This is a genomic window from Arthrobacter sp. 05T47 (assembly GCF_056395825.1).
On record NZ_JBFTKG010000011.1, the window covers coordinates 55,192 to 68,302 of the forward strand.

Consider the following 13,111-nt stretch of genomic DNA (forward strand, 5'->3'; position numbering starts at 1 on the left):
ACCTCTGCCAGAACCAGTACAGGTTCCGTGGGCGTACCAGGACTTGAACCTGGGACCTCTTCGTTATCAGCGAAGCGCTCTAACCGCCTGAGCTATACGCCCCGATGCCTCATCGGGCCGAGATATGACTGTACAGCACATCCCGGCCCGATCTCAAATCGAGGCTTTTTCCCGCGGAATTCCGGGGAAAAGTACGGGAATTAGTCGTCCGTGAGGGTCACGCCRATGCCGCCCACGAGCGTCGCGGCAATGTTGTACAGCACCGCGGAAAGCATCGACAGGGCGGTSAGCAGCACCACGTTGATCACSGCGATGATGGTCGCGAAGGACGCCACCTGTCCCAGGGAWGCCACCTTCTTCAATTCAAARCCGCCGCCCTCGGAGCCGGCGAGGGTCCCCAGCAGGCTGTCCACCTGGTCAAAGATCCCGGTCAGGTCCAGKACGGTCCAGAGCACGATCGCCGCCACGACGGTGACGATGCCCAGGGCCACAGAGAGCAGGAAGGCCATCTTCAGCACGGACCAGGGGTCCACCTTGCTGACCAGCAGCCTGGCACGGCGCACCTTGGCCTTGGGTGCCGGCTTGATCAGCCCGCCCTGKCCGCCCGCCTGGGCGGGGCGCTGGCCCGGAACAGCGGGGCGTTGTCCGGGGACCGTGGGGCGCTGGCCGGGGGCGGGGGGACGCTGTCCCGTTCCGTTGGCTGCGCCGGACACGCCGGGGCGCTGCTGCGGACGCGAGGGGGCGCCTACGCGCGGCGCAGCGGYGGGTTGCCGCACCCCGCCCGGCGCGCCGCTGCTCGGCTTGGGATATGAGTCGGAATTACTCACTCGTTACCTCCGGTGTTGTCTTCGTCCAGCTCGGCATTGCCTGATGACTCATCTGACTCCGGGGCCGGTACTGATTCTGCCGTTGCGGACTCGTCCTGCTGTCCGCCATCTTCAGCCAACGTTACGTCATCCGRCGAGGAAGCCCGATTTTCTGCGTCCTCACCCGCCGCTTCGCCGTCGGCCAAGTCCTCGCTTTCCAGCCCGCGTTCGCTGTTKCGTGCAACGGCGATGATGCGGTCGTTCTTGTCCGGCTTGGCAAAGATCACGCCCATGGTGTCGCGGCCCTTGGCCGGCACACCGGTGACCGAAGAGCGGACCACCTTGCCGCCCTCCATGACCACCAGGACTTCGTCCTCTTCCTGGACAATKAGGGCGCCCACRAGGTGCCCGCGYTCTTCCTGRTACTTGCCGACCTTGATGCCGAGACCGCCGCGGCCCTGGAGCCGGTATTCCTCCACAGCGGTCCGCTTGGCGAATCCRCCCTCGGTGACKATGAAGACGAACGAGCCGTCCTTGACRACGTCGGCCGCGAGCAGTTCATCGTCYTCCCGGAACTTCATGCCCGTCACACCGGAGGTGGCGCGGCCCATCGGGCGCAGCGCATCATCTGTCGCGGTGAAACGGACGGACTGGCCCTTGCGGGAGACCAGCATGAGGTCGTCGGTTTCGGAGACCAGCTGGGCCGAGACGAGTTCGTCGCCGTCGCGCAGGTTGATCGCGATCACGCCGGCGGACCGGTTGGTGTCGTAGTCCTCCAGCCGGGTCTTCTTGACCAGGCCGCGCTTGGTGGCGAGCACCAGGTACGGGGCGTGCTGGTAGTCCCGAAGGTCCAGCACCTGGGCGATGTGCTCATCCGGCTGGAAGGCCAGCAGGTTGGCCACGTGCTGGCCCTTGGCGTCRCGTCCGGCTTCGGCGAGCTCGTAGGCCTTGGCCCGGTAGACGCGTCCGAGGTTCGTGAAGAAGAGCAGCCAGTGGTGCGTGGTGGTGACGAAGAAGTGCTCGACGACGTCGTCGCCGCGCAGCTGGGCGCCCTTGATGCCCTTGCCGCCGCGCTGCTGGGAGCGGTAGTTGTCGCTGCGGGTGCGCTTGACGTATCCGCCGCGGGTAATGGTGACCACCATTTCCTCTTCGGGGATCAGGTCCTCCATCGACATGTCGCCGTCGAATCCCATGAGCACCTTGGTGCGGCGGTCATCGCCGTGCTTGGCGACGATTTCGGCCAGTTCGGTGCTGATGATCTCGCGCTGGCGCTCTTCGGAGGCCAGGATCGAGTTGTACTCGGCGATCAGGGCCTCRAGCTCGGCATGSYKGTCCTGGATCTTCTGGCGTTCCAGSGCSGCAAGCCGGCGCAGCTGCATGTCCAGGATSGCSMTGGCCTGMASCTCGTCGATGTCGAGSAGYTSCATGAGSCCGTCGCGKGCRGCCTSGGTGGTGTTGGAGGCGCGGATSAGGGCGATGACCTCGTCGAGCATGTCCAGCGCCTTGAGCAGGGCGCGGAGGATGTGCGCTTCCTCCTCCGCCTTCCGCAGCCGGTACCGGGTGCGGCGGGCAATGACGTCCATCTGGTGCGTGACCCAGTGCCGGATGAACGCGTCCAGGCTCAGCGTGCGCGGCACGCCGTCGACAATCGCGAGCATGTTGGCGGCGAAGTTGTCCTGCAGCTGGGTGTGCTTGTAGAGGTTGTTCAGCACCACCTTGGCCACGGCGTCGCGCTTGAGCACAATCACCAGGCGCTGGCCCGTGCGGCCCGAGGTCTCATCGCGGAGGTCGGCGATGCCGGAAATCTTGCCGTCCCTGACCAGTTCGGCGATCTTGATGGCCAGGTTGTCCGGGTTTGCCTGGTAGGGCAGCTCGGTGACCACCAGGCATGTGCGGCCCTGGAGTTCCTCGACGCTGACCACGGCGCGCATGGTGATGGAACCGCGGCCGGTGCGGTAGGCATCCTCGATGCCCTTGTGGCCGAGGATCGTGGCGCCGGTCGGGAAGTCCGGTCCCTTGATGCGCAGGAGGAGTTCTTCGAGCAGTTCCTCGCGGGTGGCCGTCGGGTTCGCGAGGTACCACTGGACGCCGTCGGCTACTTCGCGGAGGTTGTGCGGCGGAATGTTGGTGGCCATGCCGACGGCGATGCCCGAGGAGCCGTTGACCAGCAGGTTSGGGAACCGCGCCGGCAGGATGGTGGGTTCCTGGTTCTTGCCGTCGTAGTTGTCCTGGAAGTCGACGGTTTCCTCGTCGATGTCCCGGACCATTTCCATGGCSAGCGGGGCCATCTTGGTYTCGGTGTAYCGCGGGGCGGCMGCGCCRTCGTTGCCGGGCGAACCRAAGTTGCCCTGKCCSAGYGCCAGCGGGTAACGCATGGTCCAGTCCTGGATCAGGCGGACCAGGGCATCGTAGATCGCGGTGTCACCGTGCGGGTGGTACTGGCCCATGACCTCGCCCACCACACGGGCGCATTTGTTGAAAGAGCGGTCGGGGCGGTAGCCGCCGTCGAACATCGCGTAGAGCACGCGGCGGTGGACGGGCTTGAGGCCGTCGCGGACATCCGGCAGGGCGCGGCCCACGATCACGGCCATGGCGTAGTCGAGGTAGGAKCGCTGCATTTCGGTCTGCAGGTCCACCTGCTCGACGCGGTCGGTCAGTACGTCGCCGTCGAGGATGGCGCCTTCAAGGACGGGCTCGGAGCCRGCCGGCACCTCGGGTGTTTCGTCACTCATAGTCTATATTTTCCGTTTCAGGTATATATCAGTCCGGGCATATTCGGGGCGWGGAAKCCCGCTAGATGTCCAGGAACCGAACGTCCTTGGCGTTCTGCTGAATGAAGTTTCGGCGCGATTCAACGTCCTCGCCCATCAGGACMGAGAAGATCTGGTCCGCCGCCAGGGCATCGTCCATCGTGACCTGCAGCAGGGTCCGGTGGTCCGGGTCCATGGTGGTGTCCCACAGTTCCGTGTAGTCCATTTCACCGAGGCCCTTGTAGCGCTGGATGCCGTTGTCCTTGGGAATACGGCGGCCGGCGGCCGCGCCCGAGAGCAGCTTCGCGTCACGTTCACGGTCGCTGTAGACGTAATCGTGCGGCGCATTGGACCACTTGATCCGGTACAGCGGCGGCTGTGCCAGGTAGACGTAGCCGTTTTCGATCAGGGGGCGCATGTAGCGGAACAGCAGCGTCATCAGCAGGGTCGTGATGTGCTGGCCGTCGACGTCGGCATCKGCCATGAGCACGATCTTGTGGTAGCGCAGCTTGGCGAGGTCGAAGTCCTCGCCAATCCCGGTGCCGAAGGCCGTGATCATGGACTGGACCTCGGCATTGCCCAGCGCCTTGTCCAGGCGGGCCCGTTCCACGTTCAGGATCTTGCCGCGCAGCGGCAGGATGGCCTGGGTCTCCGGGTTSCGGCCTCGCTTGGCGGAACCGCCGGCCGAGTCACCCTCCACGATGTAGACCTCGCACAGTTCCGGGTTCTTCGAGGAGCAGTCAGAGAGCTTGCCGGGCATGCCGAAGGATTCCAGCGGGCTCTTGCGGCGGGCGTTGTCCCGGGCCTTCCGCGCGGCCATGCGTGCCTGGGCTGCCGAGATGGCCTTGCGGATGACGTCCCGGGCGGGGCCGGGGTTGCGTTCGAGCCAGTCGCCGAGCCCGTCGGTGACCACGCGCTGGACAAAGCCCTTGACCTCGGAGTTRCCGAGCTTGGTCTTGGTCTGGCCCTCGAACTGTGGCTCGGAGAGCTTCACGGAAATGACAGCCGTCAGKCCCTCGCGGATGTCGTCKCCGGTGAGGTTGTCTTCCTTTTCCTTGATGATGTTCTTCTCCCGCGCATAGCGGTTGATGAGCGAGGTCATCGCGGCGCGGAAGCCCTCTTCGTGGGTGCCACCTTCGTGCGTGTTGATCGTGTTGGCGTAGGTGTGGACGCTCTCGGAGTACGCGTTGGTCCACTGCATCGCCATTTCCAGGGCAATGTGCCGTTCGGTGTCCTCGGTCTCGAAGGCGATGACGTCCTCGTGGACCACATCAACCTTCTTGCCGGAGTTCAGGTGCTTGACGTAGTCCAGCARGCCGTCGTCGTACTGGTACACCACGGTGTGGAATTCCGCCGGGACCTCACCTTCGGTGGGCACGGTGTCCAGGTCCAGGTCGTCGTCCTCGGACGGSTCCKSCGGAKCGCTCCGCTCGTCGGTCAGCGTGATGCGCAGTCCCTTGTTGAGGAAGGCCATCTGCTGGAAACGGGCACGCAGGGTTTCGAAATCGAAATAGGTGGTCTCGAAAATGCTGGCGTCCGGGTAGAACGTCTGCGTGGTGCCGGTCKCGGASGTCTCCTCGCCCTGGACCAGACCGCCCTGGGGCTTGCCGCCGTCGGCGAAGGACATCCGCCAGACRTGTCCCTGGCGGCGRACCTCGGTGTCGACACGGCTGGAGAGCGCGTTGACCACGGAGATGCCGACRCCGTGGAGGCCACCGGAGACGGCGTAGCCGCCGCCGCCGAATTTGCCGCCGGCGTGCAGGATCGTCATGACGACCTCCACCGTGGGCTTGAGCTCGGTGGGGTGCATGTCCACGGGGATGCCGCGGCCGTTGTCGACCACCTTGACCCCGCCGTCGGCCTGCAGCACGATCTCGATGTGCGTGCAGTAGCCGGCCAGGGCCTCGTCCACCGAGTTATCCACCACCTCGTAGACCAGGTGGTGCAAACCGCGGGGTCCGGTGGAGCCGATGTACATGCCGGGACGTTTCCGGACAGCTTCCAGGCCTTCAAGTACGGTGATGTCGCTGGCGCCGTATTCGCGCGTTGTCGCGGTCCCGGACGACGCCGCCGCCTCTGGCACTACCGCTTCCGCTACGTCTTCCACTGCCGGGATCTCTGCATTGTCGTTAGCCACAGGCGCTTTCGACTCCTCTATGTTCGTTGAAGGCCGGCCCTTGCCTCTTCCGTGGAAAAGGGTCCTGCCAACAGGCACGTCACTGACGGCGCCGGCGTGTTCCGCTGACWTGGGATCCCGTCCGCCGCACGCCGAAATTGCGTCGGAAACGGACTCAGTCAACGCTTCACCGGCGCCCAGTTATCTACATCGATTCTATCGTGTTATAGGACCCAAACCCGCATTCCAGGGCCCYAAACGGGCGGGAAAGTGCCGCTGGGAGGCCGCTGGCTCCCCCTGCAAGGCATTCAGGGTCCAGCCCTAGGGTTCCTATACGGCTCCCGGGCGTTCGAGCGCCCTACACGCCGTTCGCGGATATTTCAAGGGTTTTTGCAAGAAGTGCTTCATATCCGGYGCACGGGATGGGCTTTGGGCTATCCGTAGGTGTCGCGCGGGCCGCGGCCGTTGACGGTCCGGAGGCCCTTGCGCCAGCTYGGGGCGGCGGGTCCGAGRACCTGRATGCTGGTGACGACGCCCTCGCCCAGCTCGGTCCGGAATTTTTCCAGCAGGCTGCTGCTGAGCAGCCGCAGCTGGGTGGCCCAGGCCGTGGAATCGGTCCGCACGTGCAAGGTGGTGTCCGTGAAACTCTCAGGTGTGCAGTGCGCCGAAATTTCCGGGCCCACCAGGACGGCCCACTGCGCCATCACGGAACCTACGGCCACCGGCGAGCTCCAGCCACGCTCGGCCACGAGACGCCCCACGACCTTTCCCAGGCCCAGCGGATCCCTGCCGGTGCCATGGAACTGGGAGAATCCTCGGGTTCCCCGCGCGGCGCGSGCCGGCTTCTGGGCGCTGGTACCMGATCGCGGRACCGCGCGCCGGATTTCGCCACGGGCCGCGGCAGCGTCGCGCATCCTGTTCAGTGCCGCYTGCGCGGCATCAATGGCGTCGGGATCACGGCCCGGCTGCAGGCCGCCGTCGGTATCCTTATTCATCGATTTTCCTGCTCATCGATTCCTCCCGGGATGACCTTCACCCGCCGTCCGGTCAGTTCCGCCGGGATGTCGGCCTCGACGGCGGCAGTGACCAGCACTTGCTCGGCGCCGGATACTATTGCCGCCAGTTTACGCCGCCGYTGGACGTCCAGTTCGGCAAACACGTCGTCCAGGATCAGGATCGGAGGCGACCCWCCGGTGCGGGCGTCGTCGAGCATGACGTAGTAGGAGGCCAGCCGCAGGGACAGGCACATGGACCACGTTTCTCCATGCGAGGCGTAGCCCTTGGCCGGCGCCGATCCCAGCACGAGCTCAAGCTCGTCGCGGTGCGGTCCCACCAGCGAGATTCCCCKTTCCAGTTCCTTGCGGCGCGCTGCCGCGAAGGCCTGGATGTAGCGGTCTGCGAGCTGATCGACCGAGAGCAGCCGCAGGTCCTCTGACGGCGCGGCGCCGTCGCCGGCGTCTGCCGCCGCCGCCCCGCCGTCGTCATCCAGCATGTCCTGCAGCGTGGAGCGGTACACGGCAKAGGCCTCTTTGGAACCGTCGGTGAGCTGCGCATAGGCCTTGTTCAGGTGAGGTTGCAGGCGGTCCACCAGCTCGAGGCGCGCATGGAGCAGTTCCGCCCCGGCCCGCGCCATGTGCTGGTCCCAGACATCGAGCGTTGCCTCATGGCCGGCACTGAATTTTCCGGCGCGRCCCGAYTTGAGCAGTGCGTTGCGCTGCTTCAGGACCCGGTCATAGTCACTCCTGGTCGCGGCGTGGCGCGGCATGAGGCTGACCAGGAGCTCGTCCAGGAACCGGCGGCGGTTGGACGGATCGCCCTTGACCAGCGCCAGATCTTCCGGAGCGAAGAGCACTGTCTGGCAGATGCCGAGCAGGTCCCTGGCGCGGACAGGATTGCTSCGGTTGATCCGTCCCCGGTTGGCCCGCGCCGCATTGATTTCCAGTTCCAGCACGGTGGACTGCTCGCCACGGACCAGCTTGGCCCGGATCATGGCCCGTTCGGCACCAAAMCGCAGCAGCGGCGCGTCCGTGCTGACCCGGTGCGAGTTGAGCGTGGCCAGATAGCCGATCGCTTCCATCAGGTTGGTCTTGCCGATGCCGTTGGAGCCCACCAGGACGGTGACCCCGGGCTCAAAAYTGAGATCGACCTGGGCGTAGCTACGGAAATCTGTGAGCGAGAGTTTTTCTAGGTACACGCGGGATTCAGGACTTCACACGCAAGATCAATGGGCCGGCAGGATTACTTGGCCGGCCGTGTCGCGTGGCCGCCGAACTGGTGGCGCAGCGCGGACACCATCTTCATGGCGGGCGAGTTGTCCTCGCGGGAGGAGAACCTGGCGAACAGCGCAGCCGTGATCGCCGGTGCGGGCACGGCGTTGGCAATCGCCTCCTCGACGGTCCAGCGGCCCTCGCCGGARTCCTCGACRTAGTCGGAGATCGATTCCAGTCCGGGATCCTCGTCGAGGGCYTTGACCATGAGGTCCAGGAGCCAGGACCGGACAACCGTGCCCTTCTGCCAGGCCCGGAACGTCCCGGGAAGATCAGCGACGATTTCCTTGGCGGCCAGGAGTTCGTASCCCTCGGCGTAGGCCTGCATCAGGCCGTATTCGATCCCGTTGTGGACCATCTTGGCGTAGTGGCCCGCGCCGATGCCGCCCACGTGCACAAAGCTGTCGGCCCGCTCACCGGCGGGACGGAGTGCGTCGAAGACGGGCAGGGCCCGCTCGATATCCGCGGCATCGCCGCCGGCCATGAGGCCRTAGCCGTTCTGGAGGCCCCAGACYCCRCCGGATACACCGCAGTCCGCGAAGCGGATGCCCTTTTCGGCCAGCGCGGCGCCGTGCTTCTGGTCCTCGGTGAACCGGGAGTTGCCGCCGTCGATCACGAGGTCGCCGGCGTCGAGCTTGTTGCCGAGTTCGGTGATCACGGCRTCGGTGATGTCGCCCGAGGGGACCATGACCCAGATGACGCGCGGAGCCGGCACGGCGGCGATGAGTTCGTCCACGCTGGCGACGTCGGTGACGTCGGGGTTGCGGTCAAATCCGGTGACCTCGACCCCGCCGTTGCGCAGGCGTTCGCGCATGTTGAAGCCCATTTTTCCAAGGCCGATTAGTCCGATGTGCATTGGATGAACTCTTTTCTGCGCTGGGATTTCTGCGTGGGCCCACGCCGCCAGGGTTCCCTGGCCGAGCTTGCGAGGCGAGGGTGGCGGTGGGGACTAGTTGGGCAGYCKGACGGGCATGACGAGGTAGCGGTAGTCGCCCTGGTCCTCGCCCTCGGCGTCCTGCTGGGCCGTGATCATGGCCGGTTTGGGAGCGGTGGTGAAGGAGAAGCGCACAAACTTGGTTTCGATGACGCTCAGGCCCTCGATCAGGTAGTGCGGGTTGAAGGCCACCGTGATGTCCTCRCCGGACAACTGGGCTTCGAGCTCTTCKGAGGCCTGCGCGTCCTCGCCGGTGCCGGCGTCCAGGTGCAGCTGGCCCTGGGTGAAGGCGAGCCGGACAGGGGTGTTKCGCTCGGCCACGAGCGAGACGCGGCGCACGGCCTCCACCAGTTCCTGGGTCTGCACGGTGGCATGGATGGGCGTGGAATCCGGGAAGAGCGAACGGATCTTGGGGTAGTCCCCGTCGACCAGGAGCGACGTCGTGGTCCTGCCGCCGCTCTCGAAACCGATCAGCCGGCTGTCGTCGTCGGCCAGGGCGATGTTGATGTCGCCGCTGCTGCCGAGCGTTTTGGCTACTTCGTTSAGTGTCTTGGCCTTGACCAGGGCGCTGGTGGAGATGCCYGGGGTCACCGGCTTCCAGGGGACTTCACGCATGGCCAGGCGGTAGCGGTCGGTGGCCAGGAGGGTGATGAGATCGTCCTCRATTTCCATCCGCACGCCGGTCAGGATGGGCAGCGTGTCGTCCTTGCTGGCCGCGATGATCACCTGGGAAACCGCCTGGGCAAAAGAATCTCCGGGAACGGTGCCGCTGATGGTCGGCAGGGCCGGCAGCGGCGGGTATTCGGCCTCGGGCATGGTGGCCAGGTGGAAGCTGCTTCGACGGCAAGTGAGTGTCACCTTGTTGCCATCGGTCTCGACCTCGACGGGTGCGGAGGGAAGGCTSCGGCARATGTCCGCGAGCAGCCGGCCGGAGACCAGGATGGTGCCTTCGGTGGTGATGTCAGCAGGGATTTCGAGCCTTGCRGAGGTCTCGTAATCGAAGCTCGAGAGGCTGACGGTGCCGGCTTCAGCCTTCAGGAGCAGGCCTGAAAGGACGGGAACAGGCGGCCGCGGAGACAACGACCGGGCGGTCCATGTCACGGCTTCTGCCAGGACGTCCCGTTCGACTCTGAACTTCACGGAAGGGTGCCGCCTTTCATTGCTGCTGTTAGTGCTGAAAATAGCTGGAACTGCTCAAGCTGCCGCGGACCCCGGCAGGGATGCCGAAAKCCRTCAACAAGGGAATCGCMCGCCCACCCCGGGTCTCATGGCCCGGTAGGGAACCACAAAAGATGTCCGGGACGGACGCACTGCAGACAGCTTAGCCCCAAGGCGAGCGTTTCTCCCATCCCCGGCTTACAACAGTGTTGTTCGCGGGGCCGSYMTCCTGCGCCGGTCCGGAACGTGCCTGGGCGCTGTTCGGAGGTGGGAAGGAGATTGTTGTTTGAGGGAATTTCATTTTCTTGGGATTAGTAGTGTTAATAACTGCTGTGGAAACTGTGGATAACTYGATCCGGCCTCGGAAATCCGCGGTTAAGCCCTGTTCATGGAYTGTGGGYGGAGMAGGTTTTAAACAGGGTGTGGATGGGGACAASATTTTTGGCCGWKTCGSCGATCCACAGGCGCCTTAAGGGTTTTAAGCCCATTAACCGCGGTTGTCCCCTTAAGTATCCACAGGGTTGTCCACAGSGCCCTGTTAATAAGGTAAGAGTGCGCCGAGGGACGGCTCAGGAATTGCGCTGCTGCTGCTTGATCCGGTTGGTCAGCTCGGTCACCTGGTTGTAGATGACCCGGCGCTCGGCCATCAGTTCGCGGATCTTGCGGTCGGCGTGGATCACGGTGGTGTGGTCGCGGCCGCCCAGCTCCTGTCCGATCTTGGGCAGGGACATGTCGGTGAGTTCCCGGCACAGGTACATGGCGATCTGCCGCGCCGTCACCAGCGTGCGGGTKCGCGACTTGCTGCAGAGCTCTTCCATGCTGAGYTTGAAGTAGTCCGCTGTCTGCGTGAGGATCTGGGCCGAGGTGATTTCCTGGGCACCGTCGTCGGTGATGAGGTCCTTGAGGACCATCTCGGCCAGGGCCACATCWACGGGCTGCCGGTTCAGGCTGGCGAAGGCGGTGACGCGGATGAGGGCGCCCTCAAGCTCGCGGATGTTGCTGGAGATCTTCGAGGCGATGTATTCGAGGGCATCATCCGGGGCGGARAGGCCTTCGCTGAGGGCCTTCTTCCGGAGGATCGCGATGCGGGTCTCGAGTTCGGGCGGCTGGATGTCAGTCAGCAGGCCCCACTCGAAGCGCGACTTCATGCGGTCTTCGAAGCCGGCSAGCAGCTTCGGCGGCTGGTCCGAGGTGATGACCACCTGCTTGTTGTTGTTGTGCAGGGCATTGAASGTGTGGAAGAACTCCTCCAGCGTCCGGTCCTTGCCGGCCAGGAACTGGATGTCATCGATCAGCAGCACGTCCACGTTGCGGTACGTGGTCTTGAAGCTGGTGCCTTCATCGTCGCGGATGGAGTTGATGAAGTCGTTGGTGAATTCCTCGGAGTTGACATAGCGGACCCGGATCCCGCTGTAGAGCCGGCGCGCATAGTGGCCGATCGCGTGCAGCAGATGGGTTTTGCCCAGTCCTGAGTCGCCGTAGATGAACAGCGGGTTGTATGCCTTGGCCGGTGCTTCGGCCACAGCCACGGCCGCCGCATGGGCGAACCGGTTGGAGGACCCGATCACGAAGGTGTCGAAGACGTACTTCGGATTGAGGCGGCCGAATTCGTGGGAGGTGCTCGGCAGCATCGGYTGCGGCTTCAGCTCCACGGTGGGGTCGGCGGCSAGGGAAAGTTCGACGGCGGGTTCGGGTTCYGTGTGCAGGGGCACCAGATCGGTGTCGACGTCGATRGCGCARCGGATTTCGTCCGAGAAAACGCTGCGGAGCGCGTCGTCGAGCGCTTCCTTGACCTGGGTCTGCAGYACYTCGCGGGTGAGTTCRTTGGGGACGGCCACCAGAAGGGTGGAACCGATCAGGCCCTGGGCCTGGGCGAGGATAACGAAGCCGCGCTGCCGGGGAGAGACACGGTGGTCGTTCTCCAGGAGGCTCACAACCCGCCGCCAGGAACTTCCGACAGTGTTGGCTTGGTTGGCTTCGTCTACTGTCATCAATCAGTTCCTCAAACTTGCTGGCCTGCATTACGTGCATCCACGCGGTCCGGAGCTGTACGCCGGCCCGGCTCAATCCACAGGGTTATGCACAGTCCGTGGATAAGGGGTTACTGAGACACTGTAGGGGATGAAAACGCTAGAAGATAGCTGGGTTCAGTCCTGTGGATAATTACACCGTTGTTGTTCTCAAACGGGGCGCGTGACGCACTTCATCCACAGGCTGGCAGGTGGGTTAGCCACAGCTGGGGAAAGGTTGCCGAACCCCCGCCGGTTTGACTCTGGAGGGCGGCAAGCCCTAACGTTGTGAAGTCCCATGTGTACGCTTTTCGCCTCATCTGAATCTTTCCCGACGCCCCGCGTCGTGCGAGTTACGAGGGAAGTGGCACATACCAAAACTTAGCGTCGGCCAGTTCTTCCCCTTGATCGGGTGGGCGCACCTTTGATCCACTGGAGTAACTAACGTGAGCAAGCGGACTTTTCAGCCGAATAACCGCCGTCGAGCCAAGAAGCACGGCTTCCGCCTTCGTATGCGTACCCGTGCCGGCCGTGCCATCCTGGCAGCCCGTCGTGGCAAGGGCCGCACCGAACTGTCGGCCTAAATAACTGACTCGTCGGTCTGTATCCCTGTGCGAGTTGAACGGTGCTAGCCACCAGGAACCGACTGCGGACATCAACCGATTTTTCAACAACTGTACGTTCCGGTGTCCGCAATGGACGCCGGAACGTAGTGTTATATGCGGCAGCTCTGGCTGCCGAYGAACCAAGCCGGATCGGATTCATCGTTTCCAAGAGTGTCGGGAACGCTGTTGTCAGGAACCTCGTTAAGAGGAGACTGAGAGAAGCCGGTGCATTGTCGTTGCAGAAATACGGCAGCGGGTTCGCCATCGTGGTACGGGCACTGCCCGCCGCGGCGGGGGCCAGCTGGGATCAGTTGCTCGCCGACTATGACGCCGCGTTGGAAACGACCATGAAACGGCTGGGCAACCGCCTTCCACAGGCTGCATCACCAGGTTCTTACGAGACAACACAGGAAGGGACCCCGCGTGCGTAACTCAACTRCCGCCGKCGTCCCCCGCCTGCTCGTTG

The 13,111-nt window shown here is 64.3% G+C and carries 10 protein-coding genes and 1 tRNA gene; 2 read left to right on the forward strand and 9 right to left on the reverse strand.

The features are described from left to right. Positions 1 to 28: 28 nt before the first annotated feature. The 9 genes from AC1DEY_RS10235 to dnaA all read right to left on the reverse strand — a co-directional run bounded on the left by AC1DEY_RS10235 (position 29) and on the right by dnaA (position 12,022). A tRNA-Ile gene (locus AC1DEY_RS10235) sits at positions 29 to 102 on the reverse strand. A gap of 98 nt (positions 103 to 200) precedes the next feature. After that, positions 201 to 827, reverse strand: a complete 627-nt coding sequence (locus AC1DEY_RS10240) for a DUF3566 domain-containing protein (protein ID WP_476867839.1) — start codon at positions 825 to 827, stop codon at positions 201 to 203. Continuing rightward, entirely contained in the window at positions 824 to 3,538 is a 2,715-nt protein-coding gene (gyrA, locus tag AC1DEY_RS10245; protein WP_476867840.1) for a DNA gyrase subunit A, read from the reverse strand. Before gyrA ends, AC1DEY_RS10240 begins: the two co-directional genes overlap by 4 nt. A gap of 61 nt (positions 3,539 to 3,599) precedes the next feature. Next, positions 3,600 to 5,693 (reverse strand): DNA topoisomerase (ATP-hydrolyzing) subunit B, encoded by a 2,094-nt coding sequence (gene gyrB, locus AC1DEY_RS10250; protein WP_476867841.1) that lies wholly within the window; start codon positions 5,691 to 5,693, stop codon positions 3,600 to 3,602. A 413-nt stretch (positions 5,694 to 6,106) separates the two neighbouring features. After that, positions 6,107 to 6,667: a DciA family protein gene (locus AC1DEY_RS10255; RefSeq protein WP_441409164.1), complete on the reverse strand. Its 561-nt coding sequence runs from the start codon at positions 6,665 to 6,667 to the stop codon at positions 6,107 to 6,109. Continuing rightward, positions 6,664 to 7,866 (reverse strand): DNA replication/repair protein RecF, encoded by a 1,203-nt coding sequence (gene recF, locus AC1DEY_RS10260; RefSeq protein ID WP_476867842.1) that lies wholly within the window; start codon positions 7,864 to 7,866, stop codon positions 6,664 to 6,666. The genes AC1DEY_RS10255 and recF overlap by 4 nt, the downstream gene beginning before the upstream one ends. Positions 7,867 to 7,910: 44 nt before the next feature. Then, positions 7,911 to 8,846 carry a phosphogluconate dehydrogenase (NAD(+)-dependent, decarboxylating) gene (gene gnd, locus AC1DEY_RS10265; protein ID WP_476867903.1) on the reverse strand — a complete coding sequence of 312 codons (936 nt, stop codon included), beginning with the start codon at positions 8,844 to 8,846 and terminating at the stop codon, positions 7,911 to 7,913. A 42-nt stretch (positions 8,847 to 8,888) separates the two neighbouring features. Further along, positions 8,889 to 10,013, reverse strand: coding sequence for a DNA polymerase III subunit beta (gene dnaN / locus AC1DEY_RS10270; protein ID WP_441409167.1), 1,125 nt, complete (start codon positions 10,011 to 10,013; stop codon positions 8,889 to 8,891). Between the two features lie 587 nt (positions 10,014 to 10,600). Further along, the gene (dnaA, locus tag AC1DEY_RS10275; RefSeq protein ID WP_018775671.1) at positions 10,601 to 12,022 is read right to left on the reverse strand and encodes a chromosomal replication initiator protein DnaA; all 1,422 of its coding nucleotides are present in this window, start codon (positions 12,020 to 12,022) and stop codon (positions 10,601 to 10,603) included. A gap of 464 nt (positions 12,023 to 12,486) precedes the next feature. Between dnaA and rpmH the strand changes: the two genes are divergently transcribed. Next, positions 12,487 to 12,624, forward strand: coding sequence for a 50S ribosomal protein L34 (rpmH, locus tag AC1DEY_RS10280; protein WP_003800212.1), 138 nt, complete (start codon positions 12,487 to 12,489; stop codon positions 12,622 to 12,624). A 41-nt stretch (positions 12,625 to 12,665) separates the two neighbouring features. Further along, entirely contained in the window at positions 12,666 to 13,076 is a 411-nt protein-coding gene (rnpA, locus tag AC1DEY_RS10285) for a ribonuclease P protein component (RefSeq protein WP_441409168.1), read from the forward strand. Positions 13,077 to 13,111: the final 35 nt, after the last annotated feature.